Origin of the sequence: Chryseobacterium sp. 22532 (assembly GCF_052044665.1) — a bacterium.
Taxonomy (GTDB): domain Bacteria; phylum Bacteroidota; class Bacteroidia; order Flavobacteriales; family Weeksellaceae; genus Chryseobacterium; species Chryseobacterium lathyri.
The window spans coordinates 354,987-372,944 of the sequence record NZ_JBQENJ010000005.1 but is presented as its reverse complement, the minus strand read 5'-3'; the positions used below and the strand labels follow the sequence as shown (position 1 = coordinate 372,944).

General features: G+C 38.4%; 13 protein-coding genes. 8 read left to right on the top strand and 5 right to left on the bottom strand.

The genetic code is table 11. The annotated features are described in order from the left end of the window. Positions 1–39 precede the first annotated feature (39 nt). Complete coding sequence (locus ACTJIV_RS15800; protein ID WP_440628574.1) at positions 40–678, top strand: MBL fold metallo-hydrolase; 639 nt, start codon at positions 40–42, stop codon at positions 676–678. Between the two features lie 233 nt (positions 679–911). Here the strand turns inward: ACTJIV_RS15800 and ACTJIV_RS15795 are convergent, their stop codons facing one another. The 3 genes from ACTJIV_RS15795 to ACTJIV_RS15785 are packed head-to-tail and all read right to left on the bottom strand — an operon-like array spanning position 912 to position 6,097. After that, the gene (locus tag ACTJIV_RS15795) at positions 912–3,368 is read right to left on the bottom strand and encodes a TonB-dependent receptor (RefSeq protein ID WP_111960501.1); all 2,457 of its coding nucleotides are present in this window, start codon (positions 3,366–3,368) and stop codon (positions 912–914) included. 18 nt (positions 3,369–3,386) lie between these two features. Continuing rightward, a complete protein-coding gene (locus tag ACTJIV_RS15790) occupies positions 3,387–4,865 on the bottom strand; it encodes a trehalase family glycosidase (RefSeq protein WP_440628571.1) in 1,479 nt (492 codons plus the stop codon). 2 nt (positions 4,866–4,867) lie between these two features. Continuing rightward, complete coding sequence (locus ACTJIV_RS15785; protein ID WP_223560173.1) at positions 4,868–6,097, bottom strand: MFS transporter; 1,230 nt, start codon at positions 6,095–6,097, stop codon at positions 4,868–4,870. Positions 6,098–6,220: 123 nt separating this feature from the next. On the opposite strand from ACTJIV_RS15785, the gene ACTJIV_RS15780 reads away from it, so the two are divergent. Beyond that, entirely contained in the window at positions 6,221–7,126 is a 906-nt protein-coding gene (locus ACTJIV_RS15780; RefSeq protein ID WP_440628569.1) for an AraC family transcriptional regulator, read from the top strand. Positions 7,127–7,340: 214 nt separating this feature from the next. Here ACTJIV_RS15780 and ACTJIV_RS15775 read toward each other — a convergent pair whose 3' ends face one another. Further along, a complete protein-coding gene (locus ACTJIV_RS15775) occupies positions 7,341–7,895 on the bottom strand; it encodes a thioredoxin family protein (protein ID WP_111960493.1) in 555 nt (184 codons plus the stop codon). A 158-nt stretch (positions 7,896–8,053) separates the two neighbouring features. Between ACTJIV_RS15775 and ACTJIV_RS15770 the strand changes: the two genes are divergently transcribed. The 4 genes from ACTJIV_RS15770 to ACTJIV_RS15755 all read left to right on the top strand — a co-directional run bounded on the left by ACTJIV_RS15770 (position 8,054) and on the right by ACTJIV_RS15755 (position 15,063). Beyond that, entirely contained in the window at positions 8,054–8,650 is a 597-nt protein-coding gene (locus ACTJIV_RS15770) for a TetR/AcrR family transcriptional regulator (protein WP_111960491.1), read from the top strand. Positions 8,651–9,005: 355 nt separating this feature from the next. Continuing rightward, positions 9,006–10,166 carry an efflux RND transporter periplasmic adaptor subunit gene (locus tag ACTJIV_RS15765; RefSeq protein WP_111960489.1) on the top strand — a complete coding sequence of 387 codons (1,161 nt, stop codon included), beginning with the start codon at positions 9,006–9,008 and terminating at the stop codon, positions 10,164–10,166. Between the two features lie 40 nt (positions 10,167–10,206). After that, positions 10,207–13,389, top strand: coding sequence for an efflux RND transporter permease subunit (locus tag ACTJIV_RS15760; protein ID WP_336378950.1), 3,183 nt, complete (start codon positions 10,207–10,209; stop codon positions 13,387–13,389). Positions 13,390–13,650: 261 nt separating this feature from the next. Beyond that, complete coding sequence (locus tag ACTJIV_RS15755; protein WP_440628565.1) at positions 13,651–15,063, top strand: efflux transporter outer membrane subunit; 1,413 nt, start codon at positions 13,651–13,653, stop codon at positions 15,061–15,063. A 327-nt stretch (positions 15,064–15,390) separates the two neighbouring features. Here the strand turns inward: ACTJIV_RS15755 and miaA are convergent, their stop codons facing one another. Then, positions 15,391–16,338, bottom strand: a complete 948-nt coding sequence (gene miaA / locus ACTJIV_RS15750) for a tRNA (adenosine(37)-N6)-dimethylallyltransferase MiaA (RefSeq protein WP_440628651.1) — start codon at positions 16,336–16,338, stop codon at positions 15,391–15,393. A 98-nt stretch (positions 16,339–16,436) separates the two neighbouring features. On the opposite strand from miaA, the gene ACTJIV_RS15745 reads away from it, so the two are divergent. Further along, on the top strand, positions 16,437–17,294 hold the full coding sequence (locus ACTJIV_RS15745) for a YicC family protein (RefSeq protein ID WP_111960481.1): 858 nt from the start codon (positions 16,437–16,439) through the stop codon (positions 17,292–17,294). 70 nt (positions 17,295–17,364) lie between these two features. Then, on the top strand, positions 17,365–17,928 hold the full coding sequence (gmk, locus tag ACTJIV_RS15740; RefSeq protein ID WP_111960479.1) for a guanylate kinase: 564 nt from the start codon (positions 17,365–17,367) through the stop codon (positions 17,926–17,928). Positions 17,929–17,958: the final 30 nt, after the last annotated feature.

Genomic DNA, 17,958 nt, shown 5'->3' with positions numbered 1-17,958 from the left:
TTAATAATATCGTATTTTTGAAATAAAAAAATATCAGTTATGCTTCAGATTCAAGGCTTCGTTTTCAATTTTGCCAGCGAAAATACTTATATCCTTTACAATGAAAATAAAAATGCCTGGCTGATTGACCCGGGAAACATGAATGAGCAGGAAACTAAAGCTATAGAAGGCTTTATTTCTGAAAACAGTCTTAGGATCGAAAAAATCCTTCTGACCCATGCTCATATTGACCATGTTCTGGGCCTGCAGTGGGCTTTTGATACTTTCAAAGTTCCTGTTCATATGCATAAAGAAGATCAGGAAGTACTGGACAGGCTTCAGGCCAGTGGCATGAGGTTCGGATTCTCTGTTGAACCCGTAAAAGCAGATATCAAATATATTAATGAAGGCGAAATTCTTGACCTGGACGGAGAAAAATTCAAAATTTATCATGTTCCGGGACATTCTCCGGGAAGCGTAGTTTATCATAATGAAGACCAAAAATTCATGATCTCTGGTGATGTTCTTTTTGAAGGCAGTATCGGAAGAACCGACCTTTACAAAGGAAACTATGACCAACTTATCGACGGCATCACTCATAAACTATTTATTCTGGATGATGAAACAAAAGTTTTTTCAGGCCATGGGAATCCTACGACAATAGGGTTTGAGAAGCAGTATAATCCGTTTTTTAAGTAGTTTCGAGATACGGGTTTTTAGAGTTGAAGAGTTTTAGAGTATATGGTGGAGAGTTTGGTTGCTGGTTGGCAGTTGCTAGTTCGAACCGCGAAACCCGCATCCCGAAACTTTATGAGTTGCTAAAATTCACCATTCACTTGCGAAGCAAAATTCACCATTGACATTTTACCCCACAAAAAATCAAAACCGCCAGGAAAATTTCCCGGCGGTTTTTTTATGAAGAAAATATAAGTTTAGAAATCTAGTGTGATGGATGCTCTTGCAGCGGCTCCCATGATCGGTCTTGCCATTCTGATATTCGTTCCCGGTGTAATCTGGGATCTTGGATCTCCTTCTGTAATTCCAATCGTATTAAAGATATTGGTTCCGTCTACTGCAAAACGTATTTTCCCTAACTGGTAAGACATTCCTGCACCAACTTCGGTGAATGAAGGCAGAATGTTATCATCCGTATTTCCTTCGTTCTGAAAACGTTTTCCATAATAATTCATGCTTACGTAAGCTCTCCATTCTTTTGTGATGTTCACTGCAGGAGAAATATTAAAATAGAACTTAGGCATTCTTCTTACGGTGTTTCCATCATAATCAAAAGTAGTTCCATCCGCATTTTTACCTACAAAATCTTTGTATTTCGGATTTTGGATCGTCCCATTGAACGTCACTTCAAGAATATTATTGAAAAGTCTTGTGTATCCTTCTATTTCTACCCCAAAGTTCGTGGTGTTGGCGAATTTATTTTCTGAAGTTCCGTCTGAGAATACATCAGTAAATGAAAGGTTTTTAAGCGTAGAATAGAAAGGAATAATTCCGATATCAAAAGTACGTGAATAGTATTTATATCCAACTTCCAACTGATTGGTATCAACGGCCTTGATGGCACTCAGATCTGACATATTATTATAGTAAGCTTCTTCATTTGGCGATCTGAAACCGTGAGAAAAACGGGCGTACACCGCATTTTCCTTGTTGATCTTATAATTAGCGGCCAATGTATAAGATACTTTGTTGATATCATAATACCAGTAGGTATACTTATTACCTAACACTGCCATATTATCATCTGCCGTAGTCGTTGCAAAGCTGTGTGTTCCATCAGTCGTTAAACCTGAATTATTCAAATTCGCGGTTGTTGTATTGACTCCATATCCTTTATAATAGTCACGGCTGTAACGCATTCCTCCATTAAGGCTTAAAGCATCTGTTACGTTATAATCTAAATTCAGATAAACATCATTAAGACTTCCCTGGATCTGTGAATCTCTGATCAGAAAAGACATATCCTTTACCCCATTATAAGTCTGGGAATATCCTAAATCTGAAGGGCTCATAGATGGATTCACCAGATTTAAAAGCTGAGGCCTGTCTGTGGCTGTTGTTAAAATATTGCTCCAGTTCCAGTATTGATGAGACTTCCAGTTTGATTTGTAGAAACCAGCTGTTACATTTCCTTTATCAAATTTATAATTCACCTGAAGGTCATTTACAAAATTATTCATCTGCTTATCAATAGCCCAGAATCCTAATTTCTGTATATATTGAGGATTCACAACAGAGCCGTTGCTCACCAACGAGTATTGGTAATTACTCATTCCTAAACCGCCTTCACTAACAGGTTTAGTTGCATAATCAGAAGCCAGTTTCGGAGCTCCGGCAGGAAACATTCCAGTATATTCCATATTGATATTGGTATATCTCGTCTTATTCAGAACACTGAAATTATTTCCAAGATCATATTTAAATTCTGCACCTACCACATCTACTTTTGGGTGAATTCCGTTTTCAAGATCTCTTTTGAAAAAGCCTCCTCCAGCCTGTGGAATACTTAACTGGCTGATCGTTCTGTAGCTGTATGTTCCATAATTGGCATCAAAACCTGCAAATTCTTTAAGATCATTTCCGTCTTGAATCAAAGGAATCGGAAGGAAAAATGTATTCCTGTCATCCAGTTTTTTGTAATATACTTTAGCATAGCCTTTATCAAACACATACTTAAGGTTCATTCTGATTTGTCCGCCGTTGTTAGCTCTGAAACCTGTTTTTCTGATTCCGTTATCTGTTCTGTAGAATCCGCCAACGTTAAAGAAAAGCTTATCCTGAACCAATGCGCCGCCTACATTCACATCTGTACGCATCAGTCCATAAGTACTGGTTTCAAGTTTTGCTGTCCCCTTAAAATCATTACTTCCTTCTTTAGTAATAAAGTTGATCAGACCTCCTGGAGAATTGTTTGCATAAATAGAACCTGAACCTCCTCTTAATGCCTCCAGTCTACTTACAGAGTTATCTACACGGAAAAAATTATCCGCATTCGCAAATTGAAGTGCTCCGTCTTCAAAAACCGGAAGTCCGTCTTCCTGCACCTGTACGAATTCATAAGCTCCTGCAGAAGGAATCCCTCTTGCGAAAAGATTATTTCCTACTTCACCACCGGAAGTCTCCACAGCAAAACCAGGAACCCTCTGTAAAAGAGCGGCAGCACTGATAGGATTTTGTTTCTGGATCTCTTTTGCTGTAAAAGTAGAAATAGCGGTACTGGATTCTATTTTCTTTTTCGGACCGGAGTTTCCGGTAATAACGATCTGGTCTATGGATGACGTCTTGATGGAATCCTGAGGGGTTTCCTGGGCATACGCATTGTTAAAGTAAAGCGTAGCGGTGGCAGCCATTAAAAATATCGATCTTTTTTTCATAGCATGATTTTTATATAGTTAGTTTTGTTTTAATTTAAGATAGACCCCGTTCGTCCATCCGAATCCGTCCTGATTCGGGTATTCTCCGCCTCCCGCAATTGTTTCAGTGTCTAACGCGTTGTATTTTTCCATTAATTTTCCGGTGTTGCCGTATACCCTTTCTACATTCCCGCACCAGTTATTTTTTATTTTTTCAGCCAGATCATCAAAGCCGTAGTTTTTCATTGCTTTAAAGCCTAGCCATTGATAGGGCGCCCATGCATTCGGAAGATCCCATTGCTGGCCGGATTTCTTTGTGGTAGTTACAAGACCTCCCTGATAAAGAAATTTTTCAGCAATATGCTTAGAAACCGATTCTGCCTGTTTCTGATCTGCCAATCCGAGAAATAAAGGGTAAAGAGCAGCAATATGTTCAGACGGTGTGTTTTTGTGTTTTTTTAAGTGATAATCTTTATAACATTCAGTGTTTTCATCCCAAAAGTAAGTATCGATCATCTGTCTGCGTCTTGCTGCTCTTTCAGTAAAATAATTTTCTTTATCTGCCTGGTTCAGAAGTACCGAAGATTTTGCCAATGTTTTCTCCAAATGCCATAAAAGACTGTTCAGGTCTACTTCGGCAATGTTCAGTGTTTCTATCGTCTGTATATGTTCTCCGTCTGCAAACCATCTGCTGGAAAAATCCCAGCCGGATTCGCAGGCACTTCGTATATTTCTGTAAAATTCTGCTCCTGCATTTTCGCTGTCTTCAATATCAATAAGATAGCTTTCAGGGCGTGGTGCATTTTCTGCATCATAATAACGGTTCAAAATATCTCCGTTCTGTGTTTTTGCCACCCTTTTCACACTTGAATTATTCTCCAGCCACTCTTCTCCATTCATCCAGAAAGCATATTCCTTTTCTAAAGTATCATGATATTGAATATAAATTTTTTCATCATTTGTAGTTTCAAAAAGCAAGTCCAGCATCAGCGAAAAATATGGAGGCTGTGAACGGCTCAGGAAATGAGTTCTGCTCGCATTCGGCACAAATCCTACACTCTGAATTAAATAAGAACAGTTTTCTACAATATTTTCCATCATTTCGGTTCTTCCTGAAACCTGAAGCCCAAGCATAATAAAGTAACTGTCCCAATAGAAAAATTCATTGAAACGGCCTCCCGGGACAATATATGGCTTCGGAAGTTTTAATAATGTTCCTTTTTCTTCATACGCAGTACGGGTAAGTTGATCCCAAAGCTTTTCGATATGCTGCTCAATGGGTAACTGATCTTCTCTCTGGATTGATATTTTTGCTCCCAGAAAATCAAAATTCGCCATCACAAAATCTTTCAGATCAAACCCTTCACTCCCCTTTTTCCTTTCATATTCCGCATTGATCTCCGAAACAGGAAACATCGGAACAGCATCTGTCATCATCTTCTGGTCCTCAAAGATCTGAGCTCTCTGTACATTATCAAAAAGAGCCTGAATTTCTTTTATGTAAAGCTGCTTATTCATTATTATTTCTTAGGATTTATTTTTAATTTATTCATGAAAATAGCTGAAATGATCAGCAGTGAAAGCGGAATCAGTGAAAGGTAAAATGCCTGTTGCCCACTGAACTCCTGGAAAACAAAACCAGTGATCATTGAGCCAATCGTTCCGCCGATCGCAGAAAAAACCACAATCAGTCCGGACATGGCACTGTGTAAATATTTTGGAATGGATGCCAGAATTACAGAGTTGATACTTGGATATATTGGTGCCAGCAAACCTCCCATCAGTGGAAACAAATACACTACAAGAGGCGCGTTGAACCATCCCGTTTTATTATCAATATGAATGTTATGAGTCAGCGGCAGAACCAAAATAATACTGATGGCAAAACCGATCACGCAGAAAGAAACTACGTAGATCCAGCTGAATTTTTTAGAGAAAAAGCCTGATAAGAATCTTCCCAAAGCAAAAGCTCCTGCCAGAACGGCCCCTGCCTGGATACTCATAGAAGTAGGAAGCTTCAATATTTCTTTATAAAAAGTAGGGGTCCATGTCTGGAAACTCTGTTCTACCAATACAAAAAGGAAAGCACATAAAAGAAAAAACAATACTTTTTTATAGCTGAATAAACTTATGCTGTTCTTCAGATCTCCCAACAAATCGGTTTTCTCACTTCTCGCCTCTTTTTCATTTAATTTTGAAAAGAATAAAAACAGAAATGACAACGCTGAAACAGCTCCCAAGACCCAATATACATTCAGCCACCGGGTAGATTTCGGATTGTGGTCATCAATAAACAAACTGAAAAGTACGTTTCCTGCCAATACACCAATCATGAAGAATCCCTCCAGAAAGCCCATGAAGCTCGAATGTTCTTTGTCGGTATCGGTCACAAGACCAATAGATGTGAACACTGAGATCTTTATTAAGGCAAATGAAACGCCTACAATGGTAAACAATAATTTGAAAAACCAGAAATCATTGGCGAAAGGCATGACAAAACACATACAGCTTACCAGGAAAAGGGCAATCAACATTGAATTTTTGATCCCTATTTTTGGAAGGAATGATGCCAGGATAAATGAACATATGGCGATCGGGAGATCTTTAAAACCCTCAAGAATACTCGCTGAAGATTTTGAGATTCCGAAGTTCTGCTGTACCTGCAGAATAACTGTTCCCACGGAATTCAGAAGAATGGCGAAAACAAAATAATTCAAAAATAATACAGCTTTAATATTGAAATTTTTCATGGAGATCATTTCTTGTCGGCTAAGATAGAAGCATTTGGGTTAACATTAATTTAACACAATAAATCAATATTTGAACTATATTAATATAATTAGTATTTTTATTGGATAAATACGATTAATCAAATGAAAGTCAGTTTCGAAAGAATAATTCCGGACGAAAAGAGTTCCTTCCGTACCCTGCACAACAATTCGCCGATCTCAGAATTTAAATGGGAATATCATTACCATCCCGAAATTGAGCTTGTATGTATTGTTTCCGGGAACGGAACCCGCCATGTTGGCTATCATAAAAGCAATTATACGAACGGCGATCTGGTATTGATCGGCTCCAATATTCCACATTCAGGATTTGGATTAAATTCTACAGATCCTCATGAAGAAATTGTCCTTCAGTTCAGGGAGGAAATACTTCAGTTTCCACAACAGGAAATAGAGGCCCGATCGATTAAAAATCTGCTGGAACTTTCTAAATATGGGATCCAATTTCATCATAAGATCAAAAAACTCATGCTTCCCAAGCTGAAACTGATGCTGGAATCGGAAGGCTACAAAAGGTATCTTCTCCTGCTTGAAATTCTGTTTGAACTTTCAAAATGTAAGGATTATGATCTTTTGAACAAGGAAATCATGCCATACACCATTATTTCAAAAAACAAGGCAAGGCTAGAAAACATCTTTACTTATGTAGAACACAACTACGATAAGGAAATCAATATTGATGATGTAGCAAAACTCGCCAACCTTACACTTCCTGCTTTTTGTAATTTTTTCAAAAAGGCTACCCAGATCACGTTTACGGAATTTGTAAACCGCTACCGTATTAATAAGGCCTGCCTGTTGATGGCTCAGGATAATAGTATCTCAGAATGCAGCTACAGCTGCGGGTTTAATAATGTTACGTATTTTAACAGGATGTTTAAAAAATATACGGAGAAAACACCTTCCGAGTTTATAAAGAATTTCTCACATAATAAAGTGAATGTGGATTTAAAGGTTGAGAATGAAGCTAAGGTTAAGGCTAGTTTTTAAAAAATAGTTCAAAATGCTTCGACTCCACTCAGCATGACAGTTCTAATACTAATTGTTTTATTTTAACGATGTCATGCTGAGCGGAGTCGAAGCAGATTTTATAGAATATTCCCCACAAATCCGCAGAGGTTTATACATAAAAAAACTGCTCTTGAAAAAGAACAGCTTTATACTTATATATAATGGTTAAAAATTTCAATCATTCACTATAATATTACTTCCATTTAATATTACAACCCATGCTTGGTCTCTGGATCTCTTCCTGAGGTTCCCCCAACAAAAGATTTTCGAAAGCAATGATCAGATCTTCTCCGGTTACATCTTTATTATTTCCAGGCCTTGAATCATCCATCTGTCCTCTGTAGATAAGGTCCAGTTTATCATCAAAGAAATAGAAATCCGGTGTGCAGGCTGCATCGTAAGCTTTAGCAACCGCCTGGCTTTCATCATACAGATATGGAAAATCAAACTTTCTTTCAATCTGGAATTCTATCATTTTTTCCGGAGCATCGGCCGGGTATTTTTCAACATCATTGGCATTGATCGCAATGAATTCAATCCCTTTATCATTATAATCTTCATACAATTCGTTGATCTTATCGATCACGTGAAGAACAAACGGGCAATGGTTGCACATAAAGATCACCAGTGTACCTTTTTCACCTTTCAGATCTTCCAGAGATTGGATCTCGTTAGTTTTTGAAGGGTTCGGAAGCTCGAAAAACGGAGCCTTGGTTCCTAAAGCCAGCATATTAGAGGGAGTATTCATATCCTTTATTTTCTTTATCCGCAAAGATAAAGTTTCTTTTAATATAAAGCCAATTCAGCAATTTATAAACTTGAGTTAAATGTTAATTATTAAATATTATTTGGAAGTTATGCCTAAAATTTTGTAGTTTTGCTAACACTGTTAGTAAATAAAAAATCATGGGCCTACATGAACGTCGTCAAAGAGAGAAAGAATCCATTCGTGCAAATATTTTGCAGGCGGCTTTCGGTTTGGCTAAAACAGAAGGCTGGGCTTCACTTTCGATGCGGAAGATTGCAGATGCCATTGAGTACAGTGCTCCTGTAGTCTATGATTATTTTGAAAACAAAGAGGCAATTTTGTATGAAATTTCTTTGAACGGCTTTCACTGTCTTCACATAGAACTGTTAAAGGCACAGAGAAAATTCGATACTCCGGAAGAGCAGCTTATTGCCATAGTAGATGCTTACTGGAATTTTGCTTTCAAAAATAAGGAATACTACCAGCTGATGTTTGGGTTAGGAATGCAATGCAGCGGAAAGGGCCAGATGAAAGAAGAGTTTTCGTCATTCCAGGACCTTATTTATGAATGTACCTATAATATTATTAAAAAGAACGGATCTAATCCGGACAATGCCTGCCATATGTCGCACGCTTTATTTTCGGCGGTGCACGGGCTGATCTCTATTATGATGATGCGGAATACAGATATTCCTTCTACAATGAATAAAACGACTTTAGACGAAACGGTTTCTGCTTTTGTTAAGTCTTTGTAATTTTTTTTTGAACCAAAGATTAACGCTGTTAGGAAATATAACATTTGAATATCAATAAATATTCGCTTAAAAACTAAAAATTTAACCATGAAAACAAGCATTCAAATTTCGGGACAGTTCTTCCTTTAAACTTAACACCGTTAGATAAATTAACGTATACTTAATACACCTCACTTATATATAAAATTCAACATTAAAACAGCCAGCTATTATGAAAATGACGATCTGACCTTTATTAAAAATTTTGAAATTTTTTTTGAACTAATCATTAACACCGTTAGGAAAAATAACAGAATTTATTTAAAAGAACATTATTACTTAAATCTAACACTTCATTAAAAAAATTAAACCAACAATGAAAATACCTGGAAAAATAAGGTTTATTGTACTTATATCAAGTATTATCCTTTTGCAGAACTGTACCCAAGCAGCAGAAGGTTCCAATGCAGCACCGCCTGCTCCGGAGCTTCCGGTTTATACCGTGATCACCTCTCCAGCTACAACATATCAGGAATTTCCTACCGCACTGGAGGGTAAAAATAACGTGGAAATCAGATCTCAGGTAGATGGGTACCTGGATAGAATCTACGTAGAAGAAGGCTCATACGTAAGAGCCGGACAGCCTTTATTTAAAATAGATTCAAGAGCCTATGGCGAGCAAATGAATATGGCCCAGGCCAATTTACAGGTGGCCAATGCCAATATTCAAAAGGCTAAAGTGGAGGTTGACAGACTTCAGCCACTGGTAGAAGCAAAAGTTGTCTCTGATGTACAGATGAAAACGGCTAAAGCCAATTATGCAGCAGCCGTAGCCGCCGCATCACAGGCAAAAGCATCTGTAGGAGGTGCCAGAATAAATGTAGGATTCACCACCATTACAGCACCTGTAAGCGGATATATCGGAAGAATTCCTTACAAAAAAGGAAGCCTGATATCAAGAACAGATGTTAATCCGTTGACACTATTATCGGATATCAGCGAAATTTATGCCTATTTCTCTTTAAGTGAACTGGATTTTATCGCGTTTCAGAATAAATACCCGGGAGCGAGCTTAGACGAAAAGCTAAAGAACATGCCAATGGTAGACTTGGTGATCGCAGACAACAGTACGTATCCTGAAAAAGGGAAAATGAGTATTGTAGACGGGCAGTTTGATAAAACCACCGGAGCCATTACCGTTCGTGCAGTTTTCCCTAATGAAAAAGGCGCTTTAAGAACAGGAAATACAGGAAGAGTGCGTATGCCTCAGATGCTTTCCAATGCTGTGGTAATCCCGCAGGAATCTACTTTTGAAATTCAGGACAAAACTTATGTCTATATTTTAGGTAAAGACAACAAAGTAACCAGCAAACCGGTAAAAATCTCAGGAAAAACCGAAAGCTATTACTTTATTTCTGAAGGACTTTCTCCGGGTGAAAAAATCGTATACACCGGAATCGGAAACCTAAAGGACGGAGCTTCTATCAAGCCGAAAGTAATTTCATCTGACAGCTTATTGAGAGCTAAACCTTTGTAATCTATTCCGAATACAGAAGACTTAAAAAAATAAACTTCTTATGTTAAAACAATTTATAGAAAGACCCGTACTATCAACGGTCATCTCCATTATACTGCTATTGCTGGGGGCACTTTCGGTTTTCAACCTGCCGATTACACTGTTTCCGGATATTGCGCCTCCCAGTGTTCAGGTAACGGCATTTTATCCGGGAGCGAACGCTGAAGTTGTAGCCCGCTCCGTTGCTGTTCCTATTGAAGAAGCAGTAAATGGGGTTGAGAATATGACCTATATGACCTCCAACTCAAGTAACGACGGTACCATGACCCTAAGCGTATTTTTCAAACAGGGCTCAGATGCGGATAATGCTGCAGTCAATGTTCAGAACCGTGTATCTAAAGCGATGAGCCAGCTTCCTCAGGAAGTAGTTCAGGCCGGAATTTCCACACAGAAGGTACAGAACAGTATGATTATGTTCATGGGACTGTCCAGTGATGACCCTAAGCAATATGACGAGCTGTTTCTTCAAAACTATCTGAAGATCAATATTATTCCGCAGATCCAGCGTATTCCGGGTGTTGCCCAGGCTCAGGTTTTCGGAACAAGAGATTACTCGATGAGAATCTGGTTAAAGCCGGACAGATTAGCAGCCAATAACCTTTCTCCACAGGAAGTAATGGCCGCTATCAAAGATCATAACCTTGAAGCTGCACCGGGACGTCTCGGCCAGGGAAGTAAGGAAACTTACGAATATATTTTAAAGTATAAAGGTAAGTTAAGCAAAAATGAAGACTATGAAAATATTGCTATCAAAGCCAATAATGACGGTTCATTTTTAAGATTAAAAGATGTAGCCAGAGTAGAATTTGGTTCCTATACTTACACAGCAGCCAACAGAGTGGACGGTAAACCTGTAGCAGGTTTCGCGATCCTTCAGACTGCAGGTTCCAATGCGAATGAAATTCTTACTGAAATTGAAAAGCAGGTTGATCAGTTTTCCACTACCCTTCCAAAAGGAGTAAAGCCAATCATCATGTACAATTCTAAAGACTTCCTGGATGCGTCTATACATCAGGTGGTTGAGACTTTGGTGATTGCATTTATCCTGGTATTTATTGTGGTGTATATTTTCCTTCAGGATTTCAGATCTACATTGATTCCTGCGATTGCAGTTCCGGTAGCCATTATCGGTACCTTCTTCTTCCTGCAACTGTTTGGATTCAGTATCAATATGTTGACATTGTTCGCACTGGTACTCGCCATCGGTATTGTGGTGGATGATGCTATTGTGGTGGTAGAAGCCGTCCATTCCAAAATGGAACAGACAGGAATGCCGGTAGAGCAAGCCACTACAAACTCTATGAGTGAAATTTCCGGTGCCATTATTTCCATTACATTGGTGATGTGTGCCGTATTTATTCCGGTTGGTTTCATGCAGGGTCCTGCGGGAGTTTTCTACAGACAGTTTGCCTTTACTTTAGTAATAGCAATCATGATCTCAGCAGTCAATGCATTAACATTGAGTCCTGCTTTATGTGCATTATTCTTAAATGATCCTCAGGGAGAACATGGTGAGCACGGTCATAAAAAAGGTTTTGGAGCGAAATTCTTCAATGCATTCAATGTAGCCTTCAATAATATGACCAGAAAATATATCTACAGCCTTAAGTTTTTAATTAAAAACAAATGGGTAGCCGTTGGAGGTCTTGCACTTATCATTGCTTCAAGTATTTTCTTGATCAATAAAGCTCCAACAGGGTTTATCCCAACAGAAGATCAAGGATTCGTTTTATATGCTGTAAATACCCCTCCGGGAAGTTCACTGGACAGAACGAACAGAGCTACTGAGCAGATTGATAAAATTGTAAATGCTGAAAAAGCCATGAATCACCTTTGGGTAGCCGATGGGATGAACTTTATCAGTAATGCCAACGCCTCTCCTTATTCTGCAGGTTTCATTAAGCTAAAAGATTATAAAGACCGTGGTGAAATGAAAGACCCGGATCAGATTGCAGCAGCGCTGACAGGGAAAGTATCACAGGTGAAAGATGCCAACGCGTTCTTCTTCAATTTCCCGACAGTACAGGGATTTGGTAACGTTTCCGGATTTGAATTTATGCTTCAGGATAAAACAAACGGCTCTTTTGAGCAGTTGGGAACAACCACTCAGGCCTTTATCGGTGAACTGATGAAACGTCCGGAAATAGCATTCGCCTTTACAACTTATGCTGCCGGAAACCCTCAGTACACAATAGATGTAGATTCGGATAAAGCGAATCAGCTGGGTGTCTCCATAACAGAATTGATGCAGACCATGCAGATCTATTACGGAAGTAGCTTTGTTTCGGATTTCAACAGGTTCGGGAAATATTACAGAGTAATGGCCCAGGCAGATATTCCTTACCGTACGGATGCGAATTCTCTGGAAGGGATTTATGTTAAAAACAATTTAGGTGAAATGGTTCCTGTAAAGACTTTGGTTACTTTAAAAAGAACTTTCGGTCCTGAAACCGTGACAAGAAATAACCTTTTCAACGCGGTAACCATCAATGGAACTCCAAAACCTGGTTACAGTACCGGAGATGCCATTAAAGCTGTAGAAGAAGTGGCTCAGAAATCTCTTCCGAGAGGTTTCGGATATGAATGGACGGGAATTACCCGTGAGGAGATCAAAACAGGTGGCCAAACCGCATTTGTATTCATGTTAAGTATACTATTTGTGTATTTCTTATTGGCTGCCCAGTATGAAAGTTATATTCTTCCGTTCGCTGTTATTTTAACAGTTCCTACAGGGATTTTCGGAGTATTTGCTTTCACCGGGTTAGCAGGAATTGACAATAATATTTACGTTCAGGTAGGTTTGATCATGCTCGTCGGACTGTTAGCGAAAAATGCGATCCTGATTGTAGAGTTTGCAGTTCAGAGAAGAAAAGCAGGAAAAACACTGATTGAATCAGCCCTTCAGGCTTCAAGATTACGTTTGAGACCCATTCTGATGACCTCATTTGCCTTCATCATCGGTATGCTTCCGCTAGTTTGGACACAGGGAGCTGCTGCGAAAGGTAACCACTCTATCGGTATCAGTACCGTAGGAGGAATGTTTACAGGAGTAGTATTCGGGATTTTCATCATTCCGGTAATGTATGTAATCTTCCAGTACCTGCATGAAAAAATGCCGAGCAGAAAAAAGAGAAGACTTCAAAAACAAAAATTGGAGGAAGAACTTTTAGCCACTGCTCATTAATAAAAAATGATTTACGAAACTTTGAGAGATTAAAATCACATTTTTTATGAACCATTAAGTTGTATTAAGATGTTAAGAATATTAAGATGAGCTCCGCTTGAAGCATATACTTATAAATCTATTTGATTTTCTTAACTAAACTTAACTCCTTAAATGTTCTTAATGGTTCGGTAAAAGCAAAGTATTCTCCTACTAAAGACCTCTTTGCATCAACAAAGTCCTCTCAAAGTTTTGTTTTCAAATAAAAGTCTATTTAAAACTATGAAAAGAATTAAGAATTTTATTCTGACCCTTATATTGGCTTTAGGCGCGGTTTCGTGTGTGTCCAAACTGGCATACACGGAGCCGGACCTTCAGCTTCCGGAAAAATTTCAGTACACGGCTACTGCTGATACAGCAAGCATCGCCAACCTGGAATGGAAACAGTTTTTCAGCGATCCCATTTTACAGGGACTGATTGAAAAAGGAATAAAAAATAACTATGATCTGCAGATTGCTCTAAAACAGGTAGCTTCTTCACAGGAAAAACTGAAACAGGCAAAATATCTTCAGTATCCTGATGTAGGCTTTGGTGTGTCAGCACAAATTTCAAAACCTTCGGAAAACAGCATGAACGGGAAAAGCTTAAATTCATTTTTAGGCCAGAACCACGTTGAAGATTACAACGCAGCATTCAATCTTTCCTGGGAGGCTGATATCTGGGGTAAGATCAAAAATCAGCAGGAAGTTTCAAGAATGCAGTACCTGCAAACTTACGAAGCTACAAAAGCATTACAGACCCAGGTAGTAGCAGCGATTGCCCAGGGATATTATAACCTGTTGATGCTTGACAAGCAATTAAATATTGCAAAATCAAATCTTGAATTAAGCAACAATACCCTTTCGATCACTGAAAAAATGTGGCAGAGTGGTGATACAACTTCTTTAGGCGTTCAGCAGGCTACGGCACAGAAACAGGCTACGGAGCTCTTGATCACTCAGCTGGAACAAAATATTGCGATCCAGGAAAATGCTTTAAGTATTCTTGTAGGTGAAAATCCAACTAAAATCAGCAGAACAATTGAAATGTCTGACACTTCTCTTCCGCAGGATATCTCAGCAGGCCTTCCGGCAGCTATGGTGAGCCGTCGTCCGGATGTGCGTCAGCAGGAACTGGTTCTGTTGGAATCCAATTCAATGGTGGGAATTGCTCAGGCTAATATGTACCCTGCCTTGAAAATCACGGCAAGCGGAGGTGTTAATTCATTTAAAATCGATAACTGGTTCCAGATTCCGGCGTCATTGTTCGGATCTGTATTAGGGGGAATTACCCAGCCAATTTTTCAGAAAAGACAGTTAAAAACCGACCTGAATGTGGCTAAAATCCAGAGAGAGAAAAACGTTTTGGCTTTCCGTCAATCTGTTTTAAATGCTGTGGGTGAAGTTTCCGATGCTTTGGTGTCTAACGAAAGTTTAAAAGTTCAGGAACAGAAAGCGGCAGAACAGGTATCAACGTTGAAAAACGGAATAAAAAGTGCAGAAATGCTTTACAAAGGCGGAATGGCCAATTACTTAGAAGTGATAACAGCTCAGGGAAATTCTTTACAGGCTGAACTGAATCTTGCGTCTGTAAAAAGACAGAGACTGAGCAGCATTGTAGATCTTTACAGAGCTCTTGGCGGCGGTTGGAAGTAGTAAATTTAATTATATTGTTTGAAGTGCGGTCTCTGGTTTAGGGGCCGCATTTTTGTTTTCTCCTGCAGGTTGAATTACTAATTAAGCGCATTAAAATAACACAAACATCTGTCGGATCTGCTCAGTCTGCGAGATATTTTACGTTATAAACCACATCAATCCCTTTGTAGATCATCAATTTGAACCATTAAGATCATTGAAAAAAATTAAATTTATCTAAGAAGAAATCACATGAAATTTTTAAATTCTCATCACTTAAAGCGAAGCTAAACTTAATATTCTTAAAAACTCAACCAATCCTTAATGGTTTAAAAATATACCGAAAATTTATTTTTGGAACTGCCCGGAGATCCATTGAAGCAGCTCTTCAAAGTCTTTTTGCGAATATCCTAATGGCAGATAGTGAATATCATCGGCTTTTCTGTACCAGGTCAGCTGACGTTTTGCATATCTGCGGCTGTTTTTTTTGATCTCGGAAACAGCAAAATCCAGATCCCATTCTCCGTCAAAATATTTGAATAATTCTGCATATCCAACAGTTTTCAAAGCAGTAAGATCTTTAAACTTCTCTAAACTTTCCGCTTCCGCCAAAAGTCCTTTTTCCATCATGATATCTACTCTCCTGTTGATCCTGTCATACAAATCCTCTCTTGGAGCTTCAATTCCGATACGGATCACATTAAAGTCTCTGGAATCCTGGGAAACAGCAATCTGTTCAGAATATTTTTTATCCGTCTGCCAAATTACGTCAATAGCCCGTAAAAGTCTTCTGTGATTGTGAAAATCCACCACTTCAAAATACTCGGGATCAAGTTTTTTTAATATTTCCTGAAGCTTTTCGATTCCTTCGGTATCAAGGATTTCCTGTAATTTTTTCTGATTGTTTTCATCAGCTTCAGGTAAGTCATTCAAACCTTCAATAACTGCTTTTTCATACATCATACTTCCGCCGACCAAAATAACGGTGTCATGATTGACAAAAAGTTCATTGATTTTTTTTAAAGCGTCTTCCTCATACTGCCCGATAGAATAGTACTCCTGAACCGAAAGATTCCCGATAAAATGATGAGGTGCTTCCGCCAGTTCTTCTTCCGAAGGCGATGCTGTCCCTATTTTCATTTCTTTAAAAAACTGGCGGGAATCGCAGGAAATAATTTCCGTATTAAAATGCCTGGCCAGATCAATTGCCAGCCTCGTTTTGCCTATTCCAGTGGGTCCTACAACTGAAATCAAGTTTTTTATATGTAGTTTATCTATTTGTTTATTAAAAGTCATATGGAATCTTAAATCTTCATCATTAATTGTGGTTTCCAAATCACTGCGATTTCACAGTGCTAATTTAAATGTTTATCTTTGTACAACAATAAAAAACTATGATTTTATCAATGACCGGATTCGGCAGAGCCGAAGGTGTTTTTGAAGGAAAAAAGATTTCAATAGATATTAAATCTCTGAACAGCAAAAGCTTTGATTTGAATATTAAAGTCCCTTTACGTTATAAAGAGAAAGAATTTGAGATCAGAAAAATCCTTAATGACAGAATTATCCGTGGAAAGGTAGATTGCTACATTAATTTGGAGAACCTTGAAGAGACGAATGACGTAAAGATCAACAGGAGTTTAATTGACTCTTATATGAATGAGCTTCGTACCATCGCTTCTGACGGTCCAGACTTTGAATATCTGAAAATGGCAGTAAGACTTCCTGATGCCATTACTTCAAGGCCTGATGAACTTACAGACGGTGAATGGGAGGCTTTGGCAAAGATCGTTCATGCAGCTGTAGACCGCTTTATGGAATTCAGAAAGACAGAAGGATCTATTTTACATGAAGAGCTCGAAAGAAACATCCAGAATATTGATAAATATCTTTCTGAAGTAGTTCCTTATGAAGAAGAAAGAATCATTGCTGTAAAAGAGCGTTATCAGAAATCTTTAAAAGAATTCGAGAATGTAGACGAAACACGTTTCTACCAGGAAATGGCTTACTTCACGGAGAAACTTGATATTGCAGAAGAGAAAGTAAGGCTGACCCAGCATTTGAAATACTACAAAGAAGTAATGGATAACGAAGATTTCAACGGAAAAAAACTGGGCTTTATTTCCCAGGAAATCGGAAGAGAGATCAATACTTTAGGTTCAAAGGCCAATCATGCAGAGATCCAGAAGCTAGTGGTCATGATGAAAGATGATCTGGAAAAAATAAAAGAACAGACGTTAAACGTATTGTAGACCATAGACCTATAGACAAGAGATCAAAGAGTTTATTCTCATATCTCTAATCTAAAAATCTCTAATCTAAATGAATAAAGTAATCATATTTTCAGCACCATCGGGGAGCGGAAAAACTACATTAGTAAAGCATTCTCTGGAAACGTTTCCTGAACTGGCGTTCTCCATCTCATGTACCACAAGACAGCCGAGGGGAAGTGAGATCCATGCAGTGGATTATCATTTTTTGAGTCCTGATGAATTCAGACAGAAAATAGCGGAAGATGCTTTTGTAGAATATGAAGAAGTATATACTGACAAATATTACGGTACTTTAAAATCTGAAGTGGAAAAAATCTGGAATCAGGGAAAAGTAGTTATTTTTGATGTAGATGTAAAAGGGGGAATTTCCTTAAAAAAATATTTTGGAGAGCAAGCCCTGTCCATTTTCATTGAACCGCCTTCCATAGAAGAATTGGAACGAAGATTGATCTCCAGAAATACGGACGATGCAGAAACCATCAAAACACGTGTAGCAAAGGCAGAAGAAGAAATGACCTTTGCGAAAGAGTTTGACAGGATCGTTATTAATACCGATCTTGATGTAGCAAAAAAAGAAATAGAAAGTTTAATAAAAAATTTTATTGGGAATTAAGAGATGGATGATGGAAGTCGAATCATGGAA

Excerpts from the sequence above, each read along its gene's own strand:
- ACTJIV_RS15770 (WP_111960491.1), top strand. The coding sequence starts at position 8,054 with ATGGGCCTACATGAACGTCGTCAAAGAGAGAAAGAATCCATTCGTGCA.
- ACTJIV_RS15755 (WP_440628565.1), top strand. The coding sequence starts at position 13,651 with ATGAAAAGAATTAAGAATTTTATTCTGACCCTTATATTGGCTTTAGGC.
- gmk (WP_111960479.1), top strand. The coding sequence starts at position 17,365 with ATGAATAAAGTAATCATATTTTCAGCACCATCGGGGAGCGGAAAAACT.
- ACTJIV_RS15795 (WP_111960501.1), bottom strand. The coding sequence starts at position 3,368 with ATGAAAAAAAGATCGATATTTTTAATGGCTGCCACCGCTACGCTTTAC.
- ACTJIV_RS15745 (WP_111960481.1), top strand. The coding sequence starts at position 16,437 with ATGATTTTATCAATGACCGGATTCGGCAGAGCCGAAGGTGTTTTTGAA.
- ACTJIV_RS15765 (WP_111960489.1), top strand. The coding sequence starts at position 9,006 with ATGAAAATACCTGGAAAAATAAGGTTTATTGTACTTATATCAAGTATT.
- miaA (WP_440628651.1), bottom strand. The coding sequence starts at position 16,338 with ATGACTTTTAATAAACAAATAGATAAACTACATATAAAAAACTTGATT.
- ACTJIV_RS15775 (WP_111960493.1), bottom strand. The coding sequence starts at position 7,895 with ATGAATACTCCCTCTAATATGCTGGCTTTAGGAACCAAGGCTCCGTTT.
- ACTJIV_RS15790 (WP_440628571.1), bottom strand. The coding sequence starts at position 4,865 with ATGAATAAGCAGCTTTACATAAAAGAAATTCAGGCTCTTTTTGATAAT.
- ACTJIV_RS15760 (WP_336378950.1), top strand. The coding sequence starts at position 10,207 with ATGTTAAAACAATTTATAGAAAGACCCGTACTATCAACGGTCATCTCC.
- ACTJIV_RS15780 (WP_440628569.1), top strand. The coding sequence starts at position 6,221 with ATGAAAGTCAGTTTCGAAAGAATAATTCCGGACGAAAAGAGTTCCTTC.
- ACTJIV_RS15800 (WP_440628574.1), top strand. The coding sequence starts at position 40 with ATGCTTCAGATTCAAGGCTTCGTTTTCAATTTTGCCAGCGAAAATACT.
- ACTJIV_RS15785 (WP_223560173.1), bottom strand. The coding sequence starts at position 6,097 with ATGAAAAATTTCAATATTAAAGCTGTATTATTTTTGAATTATTTTGTT.